Raw genomic sequence first — 24,185 nt, 5'->3', positions numbered from 1 at the left:
ATGGCGTTGAAGCAGGGGAGGGCGCGCGTGGCATTGCGCGGCCTGGGGCTGGCAATCGCACTGGCCCTGCCGGGGCTGGCACCGGCGCAGCAGGCGGCAGAGGCCGCGCCGGCCGCGGCCGAGGTGTCCACTGCGCCCGGCATGAGCATGGTGACGTTCAACCTGCACCACGACCGCGAGGATTGGCCGACCCGTCGGCGCACGATCCTGGCCGAGCTCAAGCGCCTGCAACCCGATGCCATCGCGCTGCAGGAAGTGATCCAGCGCCGCAATGTGCGCAACCAGGCGCAGTGGCTGGCCAGCCAGCTCGGCTACAAGTACGTGTTCGTTTCCACCGATCCGGTGGGGGCGCCCAAGCGCTACGGCAACGCGCTGCTGACCCGGCGCCCGATCCTGGCCCATGGCGAGCACCTGCTGCAGCCGCTGGATGACTACCGCACCGTGGCCCATCTGCGCATCGACGTGGACGGACAGCCGGTGAACGTCTATGCCACGCATCTGAACGAACGCAGCGACGAGCGTGGCCAAGGCATCCGCCGCAGCCAGGTGGAAGACCTGCTGCGCTACATCACCGGGACCTCGGCGGGCGCGCCGGTGGTGATCGCCGGTGATTTCAACGCGCTGGTGGACGCGGGCGACCTGAGCGAGCTGCGCAGCCATTACGGCGACAGCTATGGCAGCGTGCACGTGAATACCGACCTGGCCGGTGTGAGCACGTTGAACCGCCACTATTACCAGGCGCCCTCGCGTATCGACCACATCTTCTTCCAGCAGGACCGGATGGTCGCGCGCGAAGCGAAGATCCTGTTCGACCAGCCCGACGACAGCGGCCGCTTTGCCTCGGACCATTACGGCGTCTGGACCCGGCTGCAGTTCGCCCCGGCGCGCTGACGCCGCGGGATTTCATGCTCTGGCAGGTGCCAACCTAGGTTGGCACGGGCGCGTCCGCGCGCGTTGAATCAACGGCGCCAACCAAGGTTGGCATCTACCAGGGTGGTGCCCGTGCTCCGGCAGGGTCGGCATGCGTTGAATCAACGGCGCTCTGGTAGGTGCCAACCTTGGTTGGCACGGGCGCGTCCGCGTGCGTTGAATCGACGGCGCCAACCAAGGTTGGCATCTACCAGGGCGGTGCCCGTGCTCCGGCGCTCAGGTAGGTGCCAACCTCGGTTGGCACGGGCGTGTCCGCGCGCGTTGAATCAACGGCGCCAACCAAGGTTGGCATCTACCAGGGTGGTGCCCGTGCTCCGGCAGGGCCGGCATGCGTTGAATCAACGGCGCCAACCACGGTTGGCATCCACCCATGCAGTGCCGGACGCACAAACAAAAACGGCGGGGATCATCGATCCCCGCCGTTTCGTTTCAAGCGATCAAAGAACGATCAGTTCGCCGGCGGCGTGCGCTTGGCGGCTTCTTCGTCTTCGTCCGATGCCTGGGCATCGGCAGCCTGGCTGGCCGAATCGGCATGGCCGTCGGCCACCGGGTCGATGGACGGCGTCACCACGGCTTCGGCCACCGGTGCGGCAGCTTCAACCGGCGCGGCTTCGACAGCCACCGGCGCGGCCGGCTGCTCGACGACCGGTGCGGTTTCGACCGCCGGGGCGGCCTCGACGACCGGCTCCGCTTCAACCACCGGAGCGGCTTCAACGACCGGGGCGACCTCGGCCACGACCGGTGCGGCTTCAACCACCGGGGCGGTTTCAGCAATCACCGGCTTGGCTTCGACGACCGGAGCCACTTCAACCACCGGAGCAGCTTCGACGACCACCGGTGCCGGCGCGGCCACCACAGCGGCCTCCTCGACAACCGGCTTGGCCTCGGCCACCACGGCTACCGGCGCTGCCGGCTGGGCCGGGGTTGCGGCGTCGATCTCGTCCAGCATGCTGGTCTGCACCGGCTGCGGCTTCGGCTCGGCCTTGGCGGCAGATTCCTGGGCGGCAGCATCCTGCGGGGCCACCGCGTCGACCACGGCGCTGCTCACGGCAACCACCGGGGCGGCAGCGGCAACAGCCACCGGCGCACGGGCCGGCTTCCCGGCTTCCACGGCCACCGGCTCGACGTCGTCATCGAAATCGAATTCCGGCTGCGAACGGGTCGCCTGCGCGGCAGCGACCGGGGTGGCCTGCGCAGCGTGGTCGGCGACCTGTTCGGTGCTGTCGTTGTCGTTGTCATCGCTTTCGTCACCGTCGTCCTGGTCATCGCCCAGGGCATCGGTACCGGCGGCATTCTCGGCGCCACCGCGACGACGACGACGGCCACCGCGACGGCCACGACGGCGGCGGGTCGCGCCTTCGCCTGCCTGCTCGCCCGAGGCGTCGGTTGCTGCGTCTTCGCCGGACACGGCCGTCGCGTCGGCGTCAGCGCCTGCGTTGGCGGCGGCATCGGCGACCGGTGCGGCATCAGCCACCAGCACTTCGGCGGCCGGTGCGGCCGGTGCGACCGGTGCGACCGGTGCGGCGGGCGCAGTGCCTTCCTGCGCGGTCACCGCATTGGCGGCGACGGCGGTGGCGGCTACAGCGGCCGCTGCCGTTGCGGTATCGACCGGTGCTTCGGCGGCGGTGCGCTGCGGCTTCTCGGCCGGCTTGTCGCCGTCCTGCTGCGGGCGCGGCTGCTTGGGCTGCTTCAGCTTCGGCTGCTGCTGCGGGTTCTGGCCCTGCTGCTCGTTGCGCGGCGGCTTCTGCTGCTGCGGCTGCGGCTGGCCATCCTTCTGCTGGGCGTCCTTCTGCTTGCCCTGCTGCGGCTGCTGCTGGGCGTTGCCGTTATTGTTGCCGCCCTGGCGGCCGTCCTTGCGCTGCTCACCGCGGTCCTTGCGGTTGCCGCCGTCCTTCTGCTGCTGCGCATTGGCGTTGCCGCCATTGCCACGGCTGTCGTCGCGACGGTCCTTGCGGTCCTTGTTGCGATCCTTGTTGCGGTCCTTGCGGCCGCCATCCTGCTGCGGCTGGCGGGCTGCCGGAGCCGGAGCGGGGGCCGGAGCCGGCTCGCCACCGAAGATGCGCTTCAGCCAACCGACCACGCCGCCACTGGCGGCCGGTGCCGGGGCTGCGGCGACCGGTGCCGGTGCAGGAGCAGCCACCGGTTCGGCTTCGGCACGCACCGGGGCCGGTGCGGTGTGCTTGACCTGGGTCACCGCCGGCGGCGGGATGTTCAGCTGGCCCTTGGTCAGCGCGTGCACCGGCAGCTTGCGCGGGGTGCCACGCTGGTAGCTCGGCTTGTTGCTCTCTTCACCCAGCTCGTTCTCGCGCAGGCGGGTCACGGTGTAATGCGGGGTGTGCAGCTGCTCGTCGGCGACGATCACGATCGGCGCCTCGTGGCGCTTCTCGATCTCGCGCAGGGCGCTGCGCTTCTCGTTCAGCAGGTAATTGGCGATCTCCACCGGGGCCTGGACCAGCACCTGCCCGGTGTTCTCCTTCATCGCATGCTCTTCGGCGACGCGGATGATCGACAGCGACAGCGACTCGACGCTGCGCATGCGGCCGTGGCCGTCGCAGCGCGGGCAGACGATCTGGCTGGATTCACCCAGGCTCGGGCGCAGGCGTTGGCGGCTCATTTCCAGCAGGCCGAAGCGCGAGATGCGGCCGACCTGGACGCGCGCGCGGTCGTACTTCAGCGCGTTGGTCAGGCGGTTCTCGACCTCACGCTGGTGCTTGTTGGAGGCCATGTCGATGAAATCGATGACCACCAGGCCGCCCAGGTCGCGCAGGCGCAGCTGGCGGGCCACTTCCTCGGCCGCTTCCAGGTTGGTCTGGAAGGCGGTGTCCTCGATGTCGCTGCCCTTGGTGGCGCGCGAGGAGTTGACGTCGACGGCGGTCAGCGCTTCGGTCTGGTCGACCACGATCGAGCCGCCCGACGGCAGGCGCACGTTGCGCTCGTAGGCGCCTTCGATCTGCGATTCGATCTGGAAGCGGTTGAACAGCGGGATGTCGTCCTTGTAATGCTTGAGCTTGCGCAGGGTCTGCGGCATCACCTGCTGCATGAACTCGCGGGCGTGCTCGTACATCTCCTCGGTGTCCACCAGGATCTCGCCGATGTCGGCGCGCAGGTAGTCACGCAGGGCGCGCACGATCAGGCGCGATTCCTGGTAGATCAGGAACGGTGCCGGCTTGCTCAGGGCCGCTTCGGCGATCGCGCGCCAGACGTTCAGCAGGTAGTCCAGATCCCACTGCAGTTCTTCGGCATCGCGGCCGACGCCGGCGGTGCGGATGATCACGCCCATGTCGTCGGGGATGTTCAGCTTGTCCAAGGCGTCCTTCAGGGCAGCCCGGTCTTCGCCTTCGATGCGACGGGAGACACCGCCCGCGCTCGGCGAGTTCGGCATCAGCACCATGTAACGGCCGGCCAGCGAGATGAACGTGGTCAGGGCGGCGCCCTTGTTGCCACGCTCTTCCTTGTCCACCTGGACGACGATTTCCTGGCCTTCCTTCAGCAGCTCGCGGATGCCGGCCTTGTTGTGGTCGACACCGGCCTGGAAGTAGTCGCGGGAAATTTCCTTCAGCGGCAGGAAGCCATGGCGGCCACCACCGTATTCGACGAAGGCCGCTTCCAGCGAGGGCTCGATGCGGAAGATCCGGCCCTTGTAGATGTTGGACTTCTTCTGTTCCTTCGCCGGCTGCTCGATATCGATGTCATACAACGACTGGCCATCGACGATGGCAACACGCAGCTCTTCAGCCTGCGTGGCGTTGATCAGCATTCGCTTCATTGTTGCGTTCCTCGCAAGCGGCTACCGCGCGGAACGCCATGGGGTTTCGCCTCTGGACACGGTTCGCCGCCCATTCGCGCATGCGCGGGGAGGGCGGCTTGGGTTTCCAGCGCTACGACACCACGGCAGGCCGCGGGAGCGCTTCACTTTTCTGGTTTTGGGGTGTTGCAGGGCCGGCGGCAGCTGTCAGCCAGGCTGGAGCGCCGCGCGGGACATGTTCAGCACGGTTGCGTGTCAGGCATCCGGCGATGGCCGGGAAGGCCGGTGAGCCGCTAACATGGCCGCCCCGCGGGCGGTGGTCGCGCACTGTGCCGGATTCGTCGGAAGCCGGGCTTCTGGCCCTGAGTAACTTCCAACAAAATCAATCCCTTATCTCGCCCCCCGAGTGTAACAGAATAAACAGCCAGATGACTGCCTCAGACCCCACCAAGCCAGCCGGCGACAAGCCTTCCGTGCGCATGATCACCGTTCCCGAGGACCGTGCCGGGCAGCGCCTGGACAATTTCCTGCTGGGCCAGCTCAAGGGTGCTCCGCGCAGCCTGGTCTACAAACTGGTGCGCAGCGGCCAGGTCCGCGTGAACGGTGGCCGCGCCAAGGCCGAACGCAAGCTGGAGGCCGGCGACGAGGTGCGTGTGCCGCCGGTTCGTCTCACTGAAGAGGGAGACAAGGCCGGTCCGCCCGAGTCCTTCATGCGCCGCCTGGAGCAGGCCATTGTCTTCGAGGATGCGCGCCTGCTGGCCCTGAACAAGCCGACCGGCGTGGCCAGCCATGGCGGCAGCGGCATCAGCTTCGGCGCCATCGAGACCCTGCGCGCCCTGCGCCCGGGGCAGACCCTGGAGCTGGTCCACCGGTTGGATCGCGACACCTCCGGCCTGCTGATCGTGGCCAAGAAGCGTTCAGCGTTGAGCGAGCTGCAGGCACTGCTGCGTGAAGACCACGGCGCCGGCATCCGCAAGCGCTACCTGACCCTGCTGGCTGGCCGCATGCCCGACGGCGTGATGACGGTCGACGCGCCGCTGCACGTGGGCCTGCGCCAGGGTGGCGAGCGCCACGTCCAGGTCAACGCGATCGGCAAGGAATCGATCAGCCACTTCCGTGTGCTTGAGCGCAAGGGCGGCCATTCGTACTGCGAAGTGCGCATCGAAACGGGCCGTACCCACCAGATCCGCGTGCATGCCCAGCATCTGGGTCATCCGGTGGCCGGTGACGACAAATACGGCGATCCGGCAGTCAACAAGCGGCTTCGTGAGCAGATCGGGCTGAAGCGCCTGTTCCTGCACGCGGCCTCGCTGGAGTTTGCGCTGGACGCGGGCAAGACCCCGTACGTGCTGAACGCGCCGCTGGCCGATGAGCTGGTCGAAGCGCTGGATCGCCTGCGCTGACGATGGCGCCGGGCGCCGGTCATTGCCGCCAGGCATGGCCTGGCGCTACCTGGGGTTGGTGGATCCACGCCACGCGTGGATGCGCCTTTCGGGACCGATCACCATTTGAACAACACCAGGCTGATCGCCAGCGTGCCCATGCCCGCCACCAGTCCGTACACCGTCTCGTGGCCCTTGGCATAGCGCTTGGCTGCAGGCAGCAGCTCATCCAGCGCCAGGAACACCATTACGCCGGCAATCAGCCCGAACACCCAGCCGAACGTGGCGTGCGAGAGCGAGCCCTTCAGCAGGAAATAGCCGAGCACCGCGCCCACCGGCTCGGCCAGGCCCGACAGCAGGCTGGCCAGGAAGGCATGCAGCTTGCTCTGTGTGGCGAAGTACACCGGCACCGCGATCGCGATGCCCTCGGGAATGTTGTGGATGGCGATGGCGAAGGCCAGCGGCATGCCCACTGACGGGCTTTCCACGGTCGCGAAGAAGGTCGCCAGGCCCTCGGGAAAGTTGTGCGCGGTGATCGCCACGGCGGTCAGCAGGCCGACGCGCTTGATGTAGGCCTTGTTGTTGTCGAGGAACGCCGGTTCCTTAGAATCCAGCGTCTCGTGCGGGTTCGGGATCAGGTGATCGATCGCCACGATGGCCAGCACGCCCAGCAGGAAGGCGATGGTGCCGTAGGTGAAACCGCTGCGCTCGCCATAGGCCAGTGCGAACGATGCGATGGACTTGTTCAGGATTTCCGACAGCGAGACATACACCATCGCGCCGCCGGCAAAGGCCAGGCCGAACGCCAGCAGGCGGGGGCTGGGCCGACGCGAGAACAGCACCAGCAGACTGCCGATGGCTGTCGCCAGGCCGGCAGCAAGGGTGACCGCAAGCGCGATCCAGAAGTTTTCCGGGGAGATCTGCAGCATTTACCGACGCGTTCCTGGTCATTCAGCAACCGCCCCGGGCGGGCCGGGGCGGCGGGGGCGAGGCGGGCGTCGGCTGGCCTCGTCGCTACGCCGGCTTTCAGCCGCCGCGGCGCATCCGCTCTTCGATGGCGAAGCACTGGTCCGGCTTCGGCTGCGGCGGGTTGAAGCTGACCGGCACCTGGATGGTGGCGGGCACGGCCTGGCCGTTGCGGGTGGCGGCCTTGAACTCCCAGGCCTGCACGGCCGTCCTGGCGAGGTCGTCCAGCTGCGCGTTGCCGGCACCGGTCAGCAGCAGGACCTCGCTGGGACGGCCATCGGTGCCGATGGTGACCTTGAAGGTGCTGGTGCCGCCCACGCCGGTGCAGGCCAGTTCCATGGGGTACTGCGGCGGCGGGGTTTTCACTGCCGCCACCTCGGTGGGCGGGGCGGCCGGCGGCGCCGGCGGCTCGGACGAACCACAGCCGGCCAGGCCGGTGGCGGCGAGCAGGGACAGGCTCAGCAGTCGAACATTCATTTCACGTGCTCCGTCAGGGCCGAGGTCTTGGCTGCGCAGATGAAGTCGTTTTCGCTCAGCCCGCCCACGTCATGGGTGGAGTAGCGCACGACGGCGCGGTCGTAATGCACGCCCAGGTCCGGGTGGTGGTCCTCGTGGTGGGCGATCCAGGCCAGCGCGTTCACGAAGGCCATGGTGGCGTAGTAATCCTTGAAGCGGAACGTGCGCACCAGCGCCTGGCCGGCCTCGGCCAGTTCCCAGCCCGGCACCTGCGGCAGCAGTTCGGCCAGGCGGGCCTCGCCCAGCTTGTGATCGCTGCCCTTGCGCGGCACGCAACGCGCCTGCGCCAGCGGAATCAGGTCGGACATGGGTTCCTCCACCTCGTGTTGACTGAACAATGCGCCGGGCGGTGTATAAACCGTATGAGCGACCGACGCTGACTTGGCTAGAATAGCCTGATGATCCAGATCTCCGACACTGCCCAGACCCACTTCCGCAAGCTGATCGAACGCGAGGGCGTGCCCGGCATGGGCGTGCGCCTGAGCGCCGTCGACCCCGGCACCCCGCGCGCAGACGCCCGCCTGGAGTTCGCCGAACCCAGCGACCTGCTCGGTGACGAGTGGGCCGTGGACTGCGATGGCTTCACCCTCTACGTCGACGCACTCAGCGTGGGCTGGCTCGACGGTGCCGAGATCGACATCGTCCCGGGCAACGCCGGCAGCCAGCAGCTGACCATCAAGGCCCCGCGCATCAAGGGCGAAGCGCCCGGTGAAGCCGCCTCGCTGGTCGAGCGCGTGCACTGGGTCGTGGAAAACGAAGTCAACCCGCAGCTGGCGTCGCATGGCGGCAAGGTCGCGGTGCAGGAAGTCTCGGCCGATGGCGTGGTGCTGCTGCGCTTCGGCGGCGGCTGCCAGGGCTGTGGCATGGCCGACGTGACGCTCAAGCAGGGCATCGAGAAGACCCTGATGGGCCGCGTGCCGGGCGTCACCGCCGTGCGCGATGCGACCGACCATGACAGCGGCCACGCGCCGTACATCCCCCGCGGCAACGCCGCCTGATCGCCAACGCGTGCCTCTGCCCAGAGCCGAGCAACTCATCGATCTGCTGCTGGCACGCCAGCAGCACCCCCTCATCCTCGAAAAACGCACGCGCCTGCCGTATGGCTGGGCGATCTGGCTGCGCTCGCTGAAGCCGATCGCGCGGCCGTTCCACGCCGGCGATGTAATCGCGGTGCTGCTGCCACGACCGCTGCCCGGTCGTCCCGGGGTGCTGCCGGCGCTGGGCCCATGGGGCGCCGCGCGGCGCCTGCTGTGGCAGGACTGGGAGCCGGCCCCGCGCGACCAGCGCTGGATGCGCTGGACCTCGGCCGTCGCCAGTGCGCTGCTGCACCTGCTGTTCTTCCTGTTGCTGCTGTGGGTGGCAGTGATCCGCACCACCGCACCGGAGGACGCCGGTGCCGAAGGCGAGCGCGTGCAGATTGAATTTGTCGGCCGTGGTGCGCAGGAAGGCGGCGGCGACCAGCCCGGCGCCGAGGCGGCGGCCGCTGCCGAAGCCGGTGCGGTGGCCAGTGGCCAGCCGGCGGGCGAGGCCAGTGCGCCACGTCCGCAGCCGGCCGCGCCTGCCGCCGCCGCCCCGGCCGTGGCCGCCAGCGCCGCGGTGACCCCGCCACCGCCGGTGCAGAGCGAACCCGCGCCGCAGGCTTCGCCCCCGCCGACACCGGTGCAGGCCACCGAAGTGGCCGAGGCCACCACCGATTTCGTGGTGCCACCGGTCAGCGTGCCGCGCACCGAAGTGAACATCGTGCCGCGTGACACCACGCCCGCCGTGCGCGAGCGCAGCGTGCAGACCGTGCAGGCGCCAGCTGTACCGATGCAGGTGCGGCAGGTGCCGCTGGCCGTGCCTGCCCCGGCGGTCCGCGAGGTGCAGGTGCAGGAGCATGAGGTCGCCACGCTGGAAGCTCCGGTGGCGCCGCAGCCGGTGCGCAGCGCCGACGTGCAGGTACGCCTGCCGCAGCAGCGCGAGGTGCAGGTGCGCGAGCGCGAAGTGCAGGCGGTGGTCGACCCGCAGGTGCGCATGGCGGCCGTGCCTGGCCGCGAACCCAGCGTGCGTGCGCCGACCGGTCGTGAGGTGCAGGTGCGCGAACGCAGCGTGGCCAACGCGCCGGTCGCTGCGCCGTCGCCTTCCACTGGCGCCAGCACTGCACCGGCCCCGGCCCCGGCCGGCAGTGCGGCCCGCCAATCCAGTACGGCATCGGCGCGACCGGCCGCCAGTTCGGCGACCCCCGCGCAGGCCGGTGCGCGTCCTGCGCCGGACCCGGGCAACTGGGCAACGCCGGCAAAGGGCGACGATTGGGGTGCCTCGGACCGCAACCGTGACGGCGCGCGCAGCGGTGCAGCGCAGGCCAGCACGCAGGGTGCGGGGCAGGGGCTGTTCAATGCCGATGGCAGCGTGAAGGTGCCGGGCGGGGAAGGCAAGGGTGAGGCCGAGCGTGGTGCCCCGGGTGGGGCCAACGATGGCTGGACCAAGGAGCGCATCGCCGAGTCGGGCCGATGGCTGAAGCGGCCGCCGTACGACTACACGCCCACCTCGTTCGACAAGTACTGGGTGCCGCAGGAATCGCTGCTGGCCGAATGGGTGCGCAAGGGCGTCAAGGCGATGGAGATCCCGTTGCCGGGTACCAGCACGAAGATCTCCTGCGTGATTTCGATCCTGCAGGCCGGTGGTGGCTGCGGCCTGACCGACCCGAACATGCAGGACCAGCCGGCGGTGGCAAGGCCGCCACCGGACATCCCGTTCAAGAAAGAGCTGCAGGAAGATAACGGCAGCCGGTAACGGCGGACTGTACGCCGCATGCCGCGCTGCGCGCTCGCCGGACGTGGCCCGGCGCTACCGCTCACTCGCTCTGCGAGAGGAACACCCAGAACGGCACGTCACGCCCGACCCAGTCGCGGCTGGCCTCATCCATCACATCCAGCAGCGTGTCGAAATCCTTCGCCGCGCCTGCGCGCAGCGCATCCACGTCGGCCAGGAACAGTGCATAGCCCGGTGCGGGCAGCCACTGCAGGTCGCGCAGGTTGTCGGCCAGCGCATCCCAGTTGCCGCCGAAGCCAGCCGGGAAATCGAGCTGTGCGGCCAGCCGCGCCAGCAGGGTGCGCTTGTCGGCCACGCCGTGCAGGTCGATGCGGATCACCTTCAGCGAAGCATCGCGCATGGCCGCAGCCAGGTCGCTGATGTCGCCGGTGTCGATGGCGTAGACGCCGGCGTTGTTGATGTCATGCAGGCCGAGGCCGAAATCGTCGTGGCTCATGGGCGTTCTCCCGGGGCCGGTACGGTGAAGCTGCGGAACGAATCGTAGTGATCGTCGGTGTAGTACCACGCCTGCGGCGGATCGCCGCCGGTGATGATGCGGCGCGCGCCGCGGTTGGAGGCACCGGGGGTGTCGACCGTGTACTCGCGGTAGTAGCCGCGCGGCCGCTGCGGCAGCCGCTGCTCGCGGTTGCCGAAGGTGGTGCCGTCCTGGCGGTGCGGGTAGGGCCCGCCGCGCTGGATGAGAGCGATGGTCTGGCGCGCCTCGGCCGGCAGGAAGCCGGGCAGGCCGTCGTTGCGGTCGCCGCCGCTGCCATGCACAGCCGGTGCGCTGCGGTTGGCTGCGCCCTGCAGGTCCGGTGCGAACTGCGGTGCCGGTGGCCGCTGCAGGAAATGGTTGGCGACCAGGCCGAGCAGCAGCAGGGCGATGGCGGTGATCAACAGCCGGGGGTTGCGCATGGGCGGGCGGGCGAAGGGAATGCGTGCACTGTAGCGCCTGCGCGCTGCACCGTGCATGAGGATCGGCCGATGCGTCACCGTTGCGTAACAATTGCCAGTGCAATCACCTGCAGGACGCAATTTCCTTTACATCCCCCTTGGTAATCTGGCGGTCTGTCCCCATCATTCAACGCGCACCGCCCGACGACGCCGTCGGGTGCCCTCGCTATCAGGAGATGCATCATGGCCTACACCCTGCCCAAGCTGTCCTACGCCTACGACGCGCTGGAACCGAACATCGATGCGGCAACGATGGAAATCCATCACACCAAGCATCACCAGACCTACATCAACAACGTCAACGCGGCGCTGGAAGGCACCGAGTACGCTGACCTGCCGGTCGAAGAGCTGGTGAAGAAGCTGAAGTCGCTGCCGGAGAACCTGCAGGGTCCGGTGCGCAACAACGGTGGTGGCCACGCCAACCACTCGCTGTTCTGGACCGTGATGGCTCCCAACGCTGGCGGCAACCCGGTCGGCGACGTGGCCAAGGCCATCGACAAGGACCTGGGCGGTTTCGACAAGTTCAAGGACGCCTTCACCAAGGCCGCACTGACCCGCTTCGGCAGCGGCTGGGCCTGGCTGAGCGTGACCCCGGACAAGAAGGTCGTGGTGGAAAGCACCGGCAACCAGGACAGCCCGCTGATGGAAGGCAACACGCCGATCCTGGGCCTGGACGTGTGGGAACACGCGTACTACCTGAAGTACCAGAACCGTCGTCCGGAATACATCGGCGCGTTCTTCAACGTCATCGACTGGAACGAAGTCGAGCGCCGTTACCAGGAAGCGATCGCCTGATTGCCGTAATGGCATGAAACGAAGAGGCCGGGGGAAACCCCGGCCTTTTTGTTTTCGTGCGACCGCATCCGCCGGGCATGGCCCGGCGCTACCTGAAACGGGGGGAGCGCCGGGCCACGCCCGGCGAGCGCAGCGGTGCGTTCATTCGGTTGCAGCCGGCACGCCCTGCAGCCGCAGCGTGGCCATCACCCCCAGCCGCAGGCCGGGCAGGTCGCCGTCGGCGGGCAGCAGGATCGGTTGCTGGCGGATGCCGCCGAAATGCTTGACCTGGAACAGCACGTCCAGGCCGTGGCCGCTGGCGCCGCCGCCGCTGGCGGCCGGTGCTTCCGGCTTGCCGCCGGGGTTGCGCCGGGCCGGCTGGAAGCCGGGCGTGCTGCGTACCAGTTCGCTGGTGCCGGCAGCGAAATCACCGGCGATCAGGCTCGGCATGCCCTCGGCGGTGGCGCCGATCCAGGTCATCAGGTCACTGGTCTGGTGCTGGCGCGCCGTGGCCTCGTCCGGGTCCGGGCGCAGGCGGGCCACGTAGACGTTGAGCTGGGCATCGCCCAGCCGCACGCGCATCATGCCGGCCGCACTGAAGGTGCCCGGCGGATGCAGCAGGGTTACCCCGTCCTCGCTCACCGGCAGGCGGGTCAGCATGGCGTTGCCATGGCGCAGGGGCTGGCTGGGCGGGTCGGCGGTGACGAAATCGCAGCTGTAGCGCAGCCGGCTGGCCAGCCAGCAGGCGGGGTTGCGGCCCTGCTGCTGCAGTACCTGCTGCACCGAGATCACATCCGGCTGCAGTTCGGCCAGCAGCTGCAGCACCTGCTCGCGGCGCTGCTTCCACAGCGCGTCATCGCGGCTGGGCAGTTCCAGTGCGGCCACAGTCAGCTGGCGGCCCTCGTCGCCCGCACCGCCGGCCAGCGGCGTGGCCTGTGGTCGCGCCCACGCGGGCACGGCCAGCAGAAGCACGAAGCAACCGAGCAGGAGGCGGGCAGGGGGAAGGCGGCGCATAACGATAAGTTTACGCTTTTGCCGTGCATGTGCCGTGACTTCCGGCAGGGTCGCGGCGGCCTGCCATGGATCGGCGGCGCTGTCATGCAGCCCTGCAGCGTGCTTCGCAAGCACGCCTTCCGTAAACTTGCGCCTTTCGCTTTGCAGGAATGCCTTACAGGATGAGCCACGACGCAGTCGCCCCCATCGCCGGCCAGGGAAAGATGCCGCGCCAGATCCCCTACATCATCGGCAACGAGGCCTGCGAACGGTTCAGCTTCTACGGGATGCGCAACATCCTGGTGCAGTTCCTGATCACCTCGCTGCTGCTGCAGGAAATCACTGCAGAAGGCCGCGCCGGTGAAGCCAAGGACATCATGCACAGCTTCATGATCGGCGTGTACTTCTTCCCGCTGCTCGGTGGCTGGCTGGCCGACAGGTTCTTCGGCAAGTACCACACCATCCTCTGGTTCAGCCTGGTCTACTGCGCCGGCCACCTCTGCCTTGCGCTGTTCGAGAACAGCCGCGAGGGCTTCTTCCTCGGCCTGGGCCTGATCGCGCTGGGCGCCGGTGGCATCAAGCCGCTGGTGGCCTCGTTCATGGGTGACCAGTTCGACCAGAGCAACAAGCACCTGGCCAAGTTCGTCTTCGATGCCTTCTACTGGATCATCAACTTCGGCTCGCTGTTCGCCTCGCTGCTGATCCCGCTGGTGCTGAAGAACTGGGGCCCGCAGTGGGCGTTCGGCATCCCGGGCATCCTGATGTTCATCGCCACCTTCGTGTTCTGGCTGGGCCGCAAGCGCTACGTGCTGGTGCCGCTGCCGCCGAAGGACCCGCATTCGTTCGCCAACGTGGTGCGCACCGCGCTGACCACGCACGTGGCTGGTCAGGGCCGTCCGGGCCTGGCCATCGCCGTGGCCGGCGTGGTCCTGGCCGTGGCCTCGCTGGGGCTGGTCGGCAGCCTGGGCATCGTCATCTGCCTGTGCATCGCGCTGGTGCTGATCCTGGCCGGCATCGGCGGCGGCACCTGGATGCAGCTGGACCGCGCCCGTGCCCAGCACCCGGCCGAGGCGGTGGAAGGCGTGCGCTCGGTGCTGCGCGTGCTGGTCATCTTCGCGCTGACCACGCCGTTCTTCTCGCTGTTCGACCAGAAGGCCTCGACCTGGGTGCTGCAGGGCCAGCAGATGCAGATGCCGAGCTGGTTCACCGCCTCGCAGATGCAGGCACTGAACCCGCTGCTGGTGATGATCCTGATCCCGTTCAACAACCTGGTGCTGTACCCGGCCCTGCGCCGCTTCGGCTTCGAGCCGACCGCGCTGCGCCGGATGACCGCAGGCATCGCCTTCAGCGGCCTGGCCTGGATCGTGGTGGGCGGCATCCAGGTGGTGATGGACGGCGGCAACGCCATGTCCATCTTCTGGCAGATGCTGCCGTATGCGCTGCTGACCTTTGGCGAGGTGCTGGTCTCGGCCACCGGCCTGGAGTTCGCCTACAGCCAGGCGCCGCAGGCCATGAAGGGCGTGGTGATGAGCTTCTGGAACCTGACCACCACCATCGGCAACCTGTGGGTGCTGCTGTCCAATGCGGCGGTGCGCAACCACACGGTGACCGAGAAGATCGCCGGGACCGGCCTCAGCGAGGCGGCGTTCCTGATGTTCTTCTTCGCCGGGTTCGCGTTCGTTGCGGCGTTGGCCTTCGGTTGGTATGCAAAACGCTATCGTATGGTCGACAACTACCGCACTGCCTGAGCCTGAGCTGACATGACCCCCGTCAATCTGCTGCTGATCGCCATCACCGCCGTCCTGTCGTGGATGGCGTTCAACAACCGCAAGCTGGCCGACCGCCTGATCCTGTGGCCGCCGGCGGTGGATCGCCACCGCCAGTACGACCGCCTGATCACCTACGGCTTCATCCACGCCGACTGGTCGCACCTGATCTTCAACATGATCACGCTGTTCTTCTTCGGCGGGCAGATCGAGAGGGTGATGCTGGCGTTGACCGGCAGCTGGCTGACCTACCCGGCGTTCTACCTGGGCGCGCTGCTGGTCTCGATCCTGCCCAGCTACCTGAAGAACCAGAAGAACCCGAACTACCTGAGCCTGGGTGCATCGGGGGCGGTGTCGGCGGTGCTGTTCGCCTTCATCCTGCTCAGCCCGTGGACGATCATCCTGGTGTTCTTCATTCCGGCGCCGGCCATCATCTATGCCGTGTTCTACGTCGGCTACAGCATCTGGATGGACAAGCGTGGCGGTGACCGCATCAACCACAGCGCGCACCTGGCCGGTGCCGCCTTTGGCGTGATCTTCATGCTGGCCATGCAGCCGGCCATCTTCAGCCACTTCCTGGCCCAGCTGTCGAACCCGACCTTCGGGTTCGGCCGCTGAGGGGCACGGGTCGGATCCATCAGGATCCGGCCCGCGTGGCGGCTCAGGCCGCCCGGGTCTGCTGGCCGTAGGTGTCGAGCAGGCGCGAGAACACTTCCTCGCCGATCCGCTGGAAATCCTGGTCGTCGGTCTGACCTTCCACTGCCAGCTGCAGCAGGCCCTCCAGCAGGGCGTGGTCGGTGTCGGTGTGGGAATCGCTGGGGTGCATGGCGGGCCTCCAAAGGCATGACACAGGGGCAACATTCGCAAGGGGCGTGCCAATCGGGCCGTATCCCTCCAGAGGGGATAGCGGCCGCCATTGCTGCAGCTTGAGGGCGGGATATGACGCAAACCGTCCAGACCTGCCCCTGTTCAGGCTTCACGCGGTCATGGCGCCCCGCTGCGCACCATGCGCGCAGTCGTCGCAGGAGACAGTCCCATGGCTTCGGTCACGCCCCCCGGTCTGGCCTACGAGGTCGAGCACGACCAGGCCAACCACCGTTTCATCGCCCATGTGCGTGGACAGCGGGCGCTGCTGGACTACCAGATCAAGCGCAGGCGCATGGTCATCACCCATACCGAGGTGCCCGAGCCGATCGCCGGCCGCGGCATCGCCGGTGAGCTGACCCGCGTCGCGCTGCGCTTCGCCCGCGAGCACAAGTACAAGGTGGTGCCGGCCTGCGCCTACGCCGAGGCCTTCCTGCAGCGCCACGAGGAGTTTCACGACCTGCTGGTAGGCTGAATGCAGCGGGCCACGCTTCAGCCATCGCAGGCGATGATGTACGAACATGAACAGGGGATCCCGATGAAGACTGGAAACAACCGGCCACTGCGTGCGAGCGCGCTGGCCGGCGCAATGGGCGTGCTGCTGCTGGCCGGTTGCCAGCGTGGCGAAGAGGCAGCTCCGGCCCCCGAGGCGGCGCCGGCGGCAGAAGCCACCGCGACCGAGCCCACGCCTGCTGCTGAAGCACCGCTGGATCTGCGCGATGTGGTGGAGAACAACGAACGCGAAGTCGTCGGCATCAGCTACCCGGCCGGCATCGACCGCTACCCGGGCCTGGCGCGCGCGCTGCAGGAATACGCCACCTCCGCCCGCGGCGATCTGCAGCAGGCGCTGGACGGCCTGGGCAACGACAAGCCGACCATGCCCTACGAGCTGTCGCTGAGCTTCGAGAAGGTGCTGGAGACCCCGCAGCTGGTGGTGGTCAGTGCCGATGGCAGCCGCTATACCGGTGGCGCCCACGGCGAGCCGCTGGTGGCGCGCTTCGTATGGCTGCCGCAGCAGCAGCAGATGCTGAGCGCCAGCACGCTGGTGGCCGATGACAAGGGCTGGAAGGCGATCAGCGATTTCGTTGCCGACCAGCTGCGCGAGCGCGTGGCCACCCGCCTCAGCGGTGAGGACATGGAGCCGGCGGACCTGCAGGAATCGCTGCGCAACGCCTCGCGGATGATTGCCGAGGGCACCGGCCCGCAGGCCGAGAACTTCAGCCAGTTCCAGCCGCTGACCGACGACAAGGGCCAGATCACGGCGCTGCGTTTCGTGTTCCCGCCCTACCAGGTGGGCCCGTATTCGGACGGCACGCAGACGGCCGATGTGCCGGCCGCAGTGCTGCTGCCGCACGTGGCCAAGGATTACGTGGCGCTGTTCGCACGCGGGTAACCGCAGACGGAGGACGCGTGGATACAGGGTTGCAGGAGCGGGTTGCCGACCTGCTCCAGGAAGCCGGGGTCCGCATCGGCGGCACCCAGCCACAGGATATCCAGGTTCATGACCCGCGCTTCTTCGCGCGGGTCATGGGCCACGGCTCGCTCGGGCTGGGCGAGAGCTACATGGACGGTTGGTGGGATGCCAACGTCCTGGATGATTTCCTGGTCCACCTGATGATGGCGCACCTGGACGAACGCGTGCATGGCTGGCGCGAGGTGGCCGATGCACTGAAGGCGCGGCTGTTCAACCTGCAGGCCGGGCAGGGCAGCTATGAAGTCGGCCGCCGCCATTACGACCTTGGCAACGACCTGTACCGGGCCATGCTGGGCAGGCGCATGGTCTACAGCTGTGGCTACTGGCGCAATGCCGCCGACCTGGATGCCGCGCAGGAGGCCAAGCTCGACCTGGTCTGCCGCAAGCTGGGCCTGCGGCCGGGCCAGCGCGTGCTCGACATCGGCTGTGGCTGGGGCGAGGCATTGAAGTTTGCCGCCGAGCGCCATGGTGTCAGTGGCGTGGGCGTGACCATTTCGCAGGAGCAGGCGGCCTACGCGCGCGAGCTGTGCGCTGGCCTGCCGATCGAGATCCGCCTGCAGGATTACCGCGAACTGGACGAGCCGTTCGATGCGGTGTTTTCCATCGGCATGTTCGAGCACGTGGGTGACAAGAACTACGACAGCTTTTTCGAGGTGGCCCGGCGCTGCCTGTCACCCCGTGGGTTGCTGCTGTTGCACAGCATCGGCACGAATGTGTCGCGGCACCGCACCGACCCATGGATCGCCCGCTACATTTTTCCCAATTCGATGCTGCCTTCGGCGGTGCAGATCACCCGGGCCTTCGAGGGGCGCTTCGTGCTGGAGGACTGGCACAACTTCGGCACCGACTACGACCTGACCCTGCAGGCCTGGCGGCGCAACGTGGAAGCGGCGTGGCCGCAGCTGGATGCGCGCTACGACGAGCATTTCCGCCGCATGTGGCGGTTCTACCTGGCCGGGTCGATGGCCACCTTCCGCTGCCGGCATGCGCAGCTGTGGCAGCTGGTGCTGTCGCCGGAAGGCGTGCGCGGCGGGTACGTGGCGCCGCGTTGAGTTCATCGTCGGGGTCAGAGCCCTTTCCGTTGGAAAGGGATCCGACCCCGGCGGATGGAAAAAAACCGCCCGGTCTCCCGGGCGGTTTTCGTTTCATGCGACTGCGCGGGCGATCAGTTGCCGGCGCCGGTCAGGCCACGCTTTTCCAGCAGCGGTTCGATCTGCGGCTCGTGGCCGGCGAAATCGCGGAACAGCTGCATGGCATCCACGCTGCCGCCCTTGGACAGCAGGGTGGCGCGGAAGTGGTCGCCGTTCTTGCGGCTCAGGCCACCGTTGTCCTTGAACCACTTCTGGGTGTTCGCGTCCAGCACTTCCGACCAGATGTAGGCGTAGTAGCCGGCCGAGTAGCCGCCCATGATGTGGCTGAAGTACGGGGTCCGGTAGCGCGGCGGAACCGGCGCGTAGTAGATGCCGTCCTTCTCCAGCGCGGCGCGCTCGAAGGCCATCACGTCCTTGGCCGCCGGCACCTTGTCGGCTGCCAGCTGGTGCCAGTTCTGGTCCAGCATCGCTGCACCCAGGTACTCGGTGGTGGCGAAGCCCTGGTTGAACTTGGCCGCGGCCAGCACCTTGTCCAGCAGCGCCTGCGGCATCGCCGAGCCGTTCTGGTAGTGCTTGGCGTAGTTCTTCAGGATGGCCGGGTTGTCGGCCCACATTTCGTTGACCTGCGAGGGGAACTCGACGAAGTCGCGCGGCACGGCGGTGCCCGAGAAGTACGGGTACTTCACGTTGGAGAACATGCCGTGCAGGGCGTGGCCGAACTCGTGGAAGGTGGTGCTCACCTCATCCCAGGTCAGCAGGGTCGGCTGGCCGGCCGGCGGCTTGGGGATGTTCAGGTGGTTGGCGACCACCGGCTTGAAGCCGGTCAGCTTGGACTGCGAGACGTAGGAGTTCATCCAGGCGCCACCGCGCTTGGATGCACGCGCGTACGGGTCGAAGATGAAGATCGCCAGCTGGCTGCCGTCGGCATCGAACACGTCATAGACGGTGACGTCGTCGTGGTAGACCGGCAGGTCGTTACGCTGCTTGAAGGTCAGGCCGAATTCCTGGTTGGCGGCGAAGAACACGCCGTTCTCCAGCACGTTCTTCATTTCGAAGTACGGCTTGAGCTGGGATTCGTCGAAGTTGTACTTGGCCTGGCGCACCTTCTCGCTGTAGAACGCCCAGTCCCACGGCTCGAGGGCGAAGGTCTTCTTGCCGGCGGCCTTCTGTTCCTTGTCGATCATCGCCTGCAGGTCGGCGGCTTCGCGCTTGGCGTTGGCCACGGCGGCCGGGGCCAGCTTGCCCAGCATCGCGTTGACCGCTTCGGGGGTCTTGGCGGTCTGGTTGGTCAGGTTGTAGGCGGCGAAGTTCGCAAAGCCCATCAGCTTGGCCTTGTCGGCACGCAGCTGCATGATGCGCGAGACCAGTGCGGTGTTGTCGAACTCACCGCCGCGGCTGCCGCGGGTGATCGAGGCTTCGTAGATCTTCTGGCGCAGCGCGCGGTTGGCCAGGTTGGTCAGCGGCGGCTGGCCGGTGGTGTTGAGCAGGGTGATCACGTACTTGCCGTCCAGGCCACGGGCCTTGGCGGCCTCGGCGGCGGCGGCGATCTGTTCCTGGGACAGGCCGTCGAGCTGCTTGACGTCGTCGACGGTGATCGCCGAAGCGTTCACTTCCGACTGCACGTTCTGGCTGAACTTCGTGCCAAGGTTGGCCAGCTCGGCGTTCATGCCCTTCAGCGTGGCCTTGTCGGCCTCGGACAGCTTGGCGCCGGCGCGCACGTAGTTGTCGTAGTACTTCTCGACCAGGCGCACGCCTTCGGCGTCCAGGCCCAGCTGGTTGCGGGTGTCATACAGCGCCTGGATGCGGGCGAACAGCTTGCCGTTCAGCGCGATCGCATCGCTGTGCGCGGCGAACTTCGCCGAGTAGTCGGCCTGCAGCTTCTTGCGCGCATCGTTGGTGTCGGCGCCGACCAGGCTGAAGAACACGGTGGTCGCGCGGTCCAGCACGTCGCCGCTCTTTTCCAGGGCGATGATGGTGTTGTCGAAGGTCGGCTTGGCCTTGGTGTTGGCGATTGCCTCCACTTCCTTCAGCTGCTGCGCCATGCCGGCGTCGAAGGCCGGGGCGAAGTCGCTGTCCTTGATCTTGTCGAACTGCGGGAAGTGCAGCGGCAGCGGGCTTTCGGCGAAGAACGGGTTGGCCTGCTGGGCGTTGGCAGCAGCGGCCGGGGTGGCGGCGCTGGCCGAATAGGCGGGCAGGGCAAGGCCGAGGGTCATGGCCACGGCAAGGGCAAGGCGGGTGGTCAAGGCGGTACTCCGGTAAGGCAAACAAGTGCCCGAGGGTAACCCGCCCGGGGCGGGCGCCACTTGTGTCAAAAGGCATGCCCGGCAGCGCCAACCGGCACGGCCTGCGATTACCATGGGACACCCCACCCGGACCGCATGCCATGCCCAACGCCTTCGACTTCGGTTTCGTGGACCTGGACGGCCAGGCGCAGGCGCTGGCGCAGTACCAGGGCCGCCCGATGCTGCTGGTCAACGTCGCCAGCCGCTGCGGCTTCACCCCGCAGTACACCGGCCTGGAGCAGCTGTGGCAGGCATACCGCGATCGTGGCCTGATGGTGATCGGCTTCCCCTGCAACCAGTTTGGCGGGCAGGAGCCGGGTGACGCGGCGCAGATCCGCCAGTTCTGTTCGCTGGACTATCCGGTCAGCTTCCCGCTGTCGCAGAAGATCGAGGTCAACGGCGAGGGTGCCGACCCGCTGTGGACGTGGCTGTCGCACGAGAAGCGTGGCCTGCTTGGCATCGCCCGCATCAAGTGGAATTTCAGCAAGTTCCTGCTCGACCGGCAGGGGCAGGTGGTGGCGCGCTATGCACCGACCACCGCACCGGAGCAGCTGCGCAGCGCGATCGAAGCGCTGCTCTGACCGTCATCCGCCGGGCATGGCCCGGCGCTACCGCGGCGGCTTACTTTTCGACGAAGGCGCGTTCGAACACGTAGTGGCCCGGCTGGCCGATGCGCGGCGACACCTGGAAGCCACGCGCATCGAGCACGGTGCGCAGGTCGGCCAGCATCTGCGGGCTGCCGCAGATCATCGCGCGGTCGTTTTCCGGGCTCAGTTCGGGCAGGCCGAGGGTGCGCTGCATCTCGCCGCTTTCCATCAGCTGGGTGAGGCGGCCCTGGTTGGCGAACGGCTCGCGGGTGACGGCCGGGTAGTACAGCAGCTTGTCGCCGATCATCTCGCCGAGGAACTCGTGCTCGCGCAGTTCCTTCTCGAAGTAATCGCGGTAGGCCAGGTCCTTTTCGTAGCGCACGCCGTGGCAGAGGATCACCTTCTCGAAGCGCTCGTAGGTTTCCGGGTCCTTGATGACCGACAGCCACGGTGCCATGCCGGTGCCGGTACCCAGCAGGTACAGGTTCTTGCCCGGGTGCAGGTCGCTGATCAGCAGGGTGCCGGTGGGCTTCTTGCCGACCAGCACCTTGTCACCCGGCTTGATGTGCTGCAGGCGCGAGGTCAGCGGGCCGTCCTGCACCTTGATGCTGAAGAACTCCAGGTGCTCTTCCCAGTTGGCGCTGGCGATGGAATACGCGCGCAGCAGCGGCCGCGCCTCGGTTTCCAGGCCGATCATCACGAACTGGCCGTTCTCGAAACGGAAACCGCTGTCGCGGGTGAGGGTGAAGCTGAAGTAGGCATCGGTCCAGTGGCGGACCTCAAGCACCGTTTCGGCGCCGAAAGCGGAAGACATGGGGGCACATTCAGGCAATGGATTCGTCCCCGCCATTCTACCTCAAATGAGAGGGGTTCTCATTATCCGGAACGAGAGGCGTTCTCAGGGCCGTTCAGCGGTAGCCGGCGGCCTGCAGTTCGAACAGCTCGGCGTAACGCCCGCCCTGGGCCATCAGTTCGTCGTGGGTACCGCTGGCTTCCAGCCGGCCCTCGGCCAGCACCAGGATGCGGTCGGCCATGCGTACCGAGGAAAAACGGTGCGAGATCAGCACCGCGGTGCGCTTGTCGGCCAGTTCGCGGAAGCGCTGGAACACCTCGAATTCGGCGCGTGCATCGAGTGCGGCAGTCGGTTCGTCGAGGATCATCACCTGCGCGTCGCGCATCCAGGCGCGGGCGATGGCGATCTTCTGCCATTGCCCGCCGGACAGGTCCACGCCCTGCTTGAAGCGGCGGCCGATCAGCTGCCCGTAGCCACCGGGCAGGGCATCGATCACTTCTTCGGCCATGCCCCGGCGTGCGGCATCGGCGATGCGAGCCTGGTCGGCCATCGCCTCCACCTGGCCGACGCCGATGTTCTCGCCAGCGGTCAGGTTGTAGCGGACGAAGTCCTGGAAGATGACGCCCAGGTTGGCGCGCAGGTCGTCCAGGTCGTAGCCGCGCAGGTCGCGGCCATCGAGCAGGATGCGGCCTTCGTCCGGTTCGTACAGGCGCGCCAGCAGCTTGACCAGGGTGGTCTTGCCCGCGCCGTTCTCGCCCACCAGGGCCAGCACTTCACCGGCGTGCAGCTGGAAATCGAGGTGGCGCACCGCCCATTGCTCGGCATCCGGGTAGCGGAAGCCCACGTTCTCGAACACGAAGCCCTCGCGGATCGGCCGCGGCACGGCCACCGCGCCCTCGCGCGAATGGATTTCCGGCTCGATCTGGAAGAACGAGTACAGGTCTTCCAGGTACAGCGCCTGGCTGGCTACCTGCGAGAAGCCGATCAGCAGCCCTTCCAGCAGCTGGCGCAGGCGCAGGAAGCTGCCGGCGAGGAAGGTCAGGTCGCCGATGGAAAAATCACCGCGCACCGTGCGCCAGGCGATGTAGGCATAGGCGGTGTAGTAACCCAGCGTACCCAGTGCGGCCAGCACCGTGCCCCAGAACGCGCGCCGCCGCGCCAGCGCCCGGTTGGCCAGGAACAGCGCCGCCGACAGCCGCCGGTAGCGATCCACCAGGAAGCGGTGCAGGTTGAAGATCTTCACTTCCTTGGCCGTTTCCACGCTCGCGCCAAGCTGGCGCAGGTAGTCCAGCTGGCGCCGCTCGGGCGTCCACAGGAAGTTGAGGCTGTAGCCGGCCGCGTTGAAATGCGATTCGCCGATGAAGGCCGGCACCAGGGCGAGGGCAAGCAGCAGGATCAGCCACGGTGCATAGACCAGCAGGCCGACCGCCAGGCTGGCCACGGTGATCGCATCCTGCACCTGGCCGAACAACTGGCTCATCAGGTTCATCCGGCCCATGGTCTGCCGCCGCGCGCGGTCCAGCTTGTCCTGCAGGTCGGGGTCTTCGAAGTCCTCCAGGTCCAGGGTGGCGGCGTGTTCCATCAGGCGCACGCTGGTGGCGTTGGCGAACAGTTCCGACAGCAGTGCATCGGCATAGCTGACCAGCCGGCCGAGCAGGTCCGAGGCGATGGCCAGGCCGAATTCCAGCGCCAGCAGGCCCAGCAGCGGATTGAGCACGCCACTGGACAGCGCCTCGCCCAACGGCGGGAAGCCGGCGTCGTGCTGGCTCAGGTGCAGCGCGGTATCGATGATGAGCTTGCCCACGTACAGCATCGCCACGGGCAGCAACGCGCGGATCAGGCGCAGGCCGAGGCTGGTCAGGGTCAACGCGGGGCTGGTCTGCCACACCTGGCGCAGGAAGGGCGGCAGGTTGCGCATCGCCTTGAAGCGCTGGCGCAGGCTCGGTTTCTTCTCGGGGGCAGCAGGCATGCCGCCATTGTGCGCGCGTGCGGCGTGCAGATGGGGTCAGATCCCTTTGCGTCGCAAAGGGCTCTGACCCCACTACCGCGCTTCGGGGTCAGAGCCCTTCGCCATGCGAAGGGATCTGACCCCTCATATCCACGCAATGCGTGGATCCACCGTGCCGACCAACGGTCGGCACCCACCAACAGCAGCTGGCACGGGATGCCGTTCCGACAGGCCGCGGGAAACTGTCGAAGGCGGGGTGGGTCCGGTTGCGGGGGTGTGAGCGGCATGGATGCCGCGACCAAGCCCCCATGGATGGGTTTACGGCGTCCC

Annotated in this window: 22 protein-coding genes; 11 read left to right on the top strand and 11 right to left on the bottom strand. The window is 67.6% G+C overall.

Features of this window, described 5'->3' with window-relative positions; genetic code table 11:
• Window positions 1-891, top strand: a complete 891-nt coding sequence (locus C1927_RS13920) for an endonuclease/exonuclease/phosphatase family protein (RefSeq protein WP_108747023.1) — start codon at window positions 1-3, stop codon at window positions 889-891.
• 487 nt (window positions 892-1,378) lie between these two features.
• On the opposite strand, the gene C1927_RS13915 is transcribed toward C1927_RS13920, so the two are convergent.
• On the bottom strand, window positions 1,379-4,696 hold the full coding sequence (locus tag C1927_RS13915; protein ID WP_108747022.1) for an Rne/Rng family ribonuclease: 3,318 nt from the start codon (window positions 4,694-4,696) through the stop codon (window positions 1,379-1,381).
• Between the two features lie 407 nt (window positions 4,697-5,103).
• On the opposite strand from C1927_RS13915, the gene C1927_RS13910 reads away from it, so the two are divergent.
• Entirely contained in the window at window positions 5,104-6,078 is a 975-nt protein-coding gene (locus tag C1927_RS13910) for an RluA family pseudouridine synthase (protein ID WP_079222473.1), read from the top strand.
• Window positions 6,079-6,176: 98 nt separating this feature from the next.
• On the opposite strand, the gene zupT is transcribed toward C1927_RS13910, so the two are convergent.
• The 3 genes from zupT to C1927_RS13895 all read right to left on the bottom strand — a co-directional run bounded on the left by zupT (window position 6,177) and on the right by C1927_RS13895 (window position 7,847).
• On the bottom strand, window positions 6,177-6,986 hold the full coding sequence (gene zupT / locus C1927_RS13905; protein ID WP_079222472.1) for a zinc transporter ZupT: 810 nt from the start codon (window positions 6,984-6,986) through the stop codon (window positions 6,177-6,179).
• 97 nt (window positions 6,987-7,083) lie between these two features.
• Entirely contained in the window at window positions 7,084-7,500 is a 417-nt protein-coding gene (locus C1927_RS13900) for an energy transducer TonB (protein ID WP_079222471.1), read from the bottom strand.
• Window positions 7,497-7,847, bottom strand: coding sequence for a 4a-hydroxytetrahydrobiopterin dehydratase (locus C1927_RS13895; protein WP_079222470.1), 351 nt, complete (start codon window positions 7,845-7,847; stop codon window positions 7,497-7,499). The genes C1927_RS13900 and C1927_RS13895 overlap by 4 nt, the downstream gene beginning before the upstream one ends.
• A gap of 90 nt (window positions 7,848-7,937) precedes the next feature.
• Here C1927_RS13895 and C1927_RS13890 point away from each other — a divergent pair, with 90 nt between their 5' ends.
• On the top strand, window positions 7,938-8,537 hold the full coding sequence (locus C1927_RS13890) for an NfuA family Fe-S biogenesis protein (RefSeq protein ID WP_108747021.1): 600 nt from the start codon (window positions 7,938-7,940) through the stop codon (window positions 8,535-8,537).
• A 10-nt stretch (window positions 8,538-8,547) separates the two neighbouring features.
• The gene (locus tag C1927_RS13885) at window positions 8,548-10,311 is read left to right on the top strand and encodes a hypothetical protein (protein ID WP_108747020.1); all 1,764 of its coding nucleotides are present in this window, start codon (window positions 8,548-8,550) and stop codon (window positions 10,309-10,311) included.
• Between the two features lie 61 nt (window positions 10,312-10,372).
• On the opposite strand, the gene C1927_RS13880 is transcribed toward C1927_RS13885, so the two are convergent.
• Window positions 10,373-10,786 carry a barstar family protein gene (locus C1927_RS13880; protein ID WP_079222467.1) on the bottom strand — a complete coding sequence of 138 codons (414 nt, stop codon included), beginning with the start codon at window positions 10,784-10,786 and terminating at the stop codon, window positions 10,373-10,375.
• Window positions 10,783-11,244 (bottom strand): ribonuclease domain-containing protein, encoded by a 462-nt coding sequence (locus tag C1927_RS13875; protein ID WP_079222466.1) that lies wholly within the window; start codon window positions 11,242-11,244, stop codon window positions 10,783-10,785. The genes C1927_RS13880 and C1927_RS13875 overlap by 4 nt, the downstream gene beginning before the upstream one ends.
• Before the next feature lie 222 nt (window positions 11,245-11,466).
• Here C1927_RS13875 and C1927_RS13870 point away from each other — a divergent pair, with 222 nt between their 5' ends.
• Window positions 11,467-12,078: a superoxide dismutase gene (locus tag C1927_RS13870; protein WP_079222465.1), complete on the top strand. Its 612-nt coding sequence runs from the start codon at window positions 11,467-11,469 to the stop codon at window positions 12,076-12,078.
• A gap of 141 nt (window positions 12,079-12,219) precedes the next feature.
• On the opposite strand, the gene C1927_RS13865 is transcribed toward C1927_RS13870, so the two are convergent.
• Window positions 12,220-13,071: an endonuclease/exonuclease/phosphatase family protein gene (locus C1927_RS13865; RefSeq protein WP_108747019.1), complete on the bottom strand. Its 852-nt coding sequence runs from the start codon at window positions 13,069-13,071 to the stop codon at window positions 12,220-12,222.
• Window positions 13,072-13,232: 161 nt separating this feature from the next.
• On the opposite strand from C1927_RS13865, the gene C1927_RS13860 reads away from it, so the two are divergent.
• Both C1927_RS13860 and C1927_RS13855 read left to right on the top strand, forming a co-directional pair.
• Window positions 13,233-14,798, top strand: coding sequence for an oligopeptide:H+ symporter (locus C1927_RS13860; RefSeq protein WP_079222463.1), 1,566 nt, complete (start codon window positions 13,233-13,235; stop codon window positions 14,796-14,798).
• Between the two features lie 12 nt (window positions 14,799-14,810).
• Window positions 14,811-15,434, top strand: a complete 624-nt coding sequence (locus C1927_RS13855; RefSeq protein ID WP_108747018.1) for a rhomboid family intramembrane serine protease — start codon at window positions 14,811-14,813, stop codon at window positions 15,432-15,434.
• Window positions 15,435-15,477: 43 nt separating this feature from the next.
• Here the strand turns inward: C1927_RS13855 and C1927_RS21530 are convergent, their stop codons facing one another.
• Complete coding sequence (locus C1927_RS21530) at window positions 15,478-15,642, bottom strand: hypothetical protein (RefSeq protein ID WP_174208690.1); 165 nt, start codon at window positions 15,640-15,642, stop codon at window positions 15,478-15,480.
• Window positions 15,643-15,852: 210 nt separating this feature from the next.
• Here C1927_RS21530 and C1927_RS13850 point away from each other — a divergent pair, with 210 nt between their 5' ends.
• From C1927_RS13850 to cfa, 3 genes are all read left to right on the top strand, one after another.
• Window positions 15,853-16,155, top strand: coding sequence for a GNAT family N-acetyltransferase (locus C1927_RS13850; RefSeq protein WP_079222461.1), 303 nt, complete (start codon window positions 15,853-15,855; stop codon window positions 16,153-16,155).
• Window positions 16,156-16,218: 63 nt separating this feature from the next.
• Window positions 16,219-17,073 (top strand): DUF3298 and DUF4163 domain-containing protein, encoded by an 855-nt coding sequence (locus C1927_RS13845; protein ID WP_174208689.1) that lies wholly within the window; start codon window positions 16,219-16,221, stop codon window positions 17,071-17,073.
• A 17-nt stretch (window positions 17,074-17,090) separates the two neighbouring features.
• A complete protein-coding gene (cfa, locus tag C1927_RS13840) occupies window positions 17,091-18,206 on the top strand; it encodes a cyclopropane fatty acyl phospholipid synthase (RefSeq protein ID WP_079222460.1) in 1,116 nt (371 codons plus the stop codon).
• A 113-nt stretch (window positions 18,207-18,319) separates the two neighbouring features.
• Here cfa and C1927_RS13835 read toward each other — a convergent pair whose 3' ends face one another.
• A complete protein-coding gene (locus tag C1927_RS13835) occupies window positions 18,320-20,488 on the bottom strand; it encodes a M3 family metallopeptidase (RefSeq protein ID WP_108747017.1) in 2,169 nt (722 codons plus the stop codon).
• Window positions 20,489-20,628: 140 nt separating this feature from the next.
• Between C1927_RS13835 and C1927_RS13830 the strand changes: the two genes are divergently transcribed.
• Complete coding sequence (locus C1927_RS13830) at window positions 20,629-21,108, top strand: glutathione peroxidase (protein ID WP_079222458.1); 480 nt, start codon at window positions 20,629-20,631, stop codon at window positions 21,106-21,108.
• A 40-nt stretch (window positions 21,109-21,148) separates the two neighbouring features.
• Here C1927_RS13830 and C1927_RS13825 read toward each other — a convergent pair whose 3' ends face one another.
• On the bottom strand, window positions 21,149-21,928 hold the full coding sequence (locus C1927_RS13825; protein ID WP_049434844.1) for a ferredoxin--NADP reductase: 780 nt from the start codon (window positions 21,926-21,928) through the stop codon (window positions 21,149-21,151).
• A 94-nt stretch (window positions 21,929-22,022) separates the two neighbouring features.
• Window positions 22,023-23,876: an ABC transporter ATP-binding protein gene (locus C1927_RS13820; RefSeq protein WP_108747016.1), complete on the bottom strand. Its 1,854-nt coding sequence runs from the start codon at window positions 23,874-23,876 to the stop codon at window positions 22,023-22,025.
• Window positions 23,877-24,185 lie beyond the last annotated feature (309 nt).

The sequence above is a fragment of the Stenotrophomonas sp. ZAC14D1_NAIMI4_1 genome (assembly GCF_003086775.1).
Lineage (GTDB): Bacteria > Pseudomonadota > Gammaproteobacteria > Xanthomonadales > Xanthomonadaceae > Stenotrophomonas.
The sequence above is the reverse complement of the archived record's forward strand: the minus strand, read 5'-3'. Positions and strand labels throughout refer to the sequence as shown.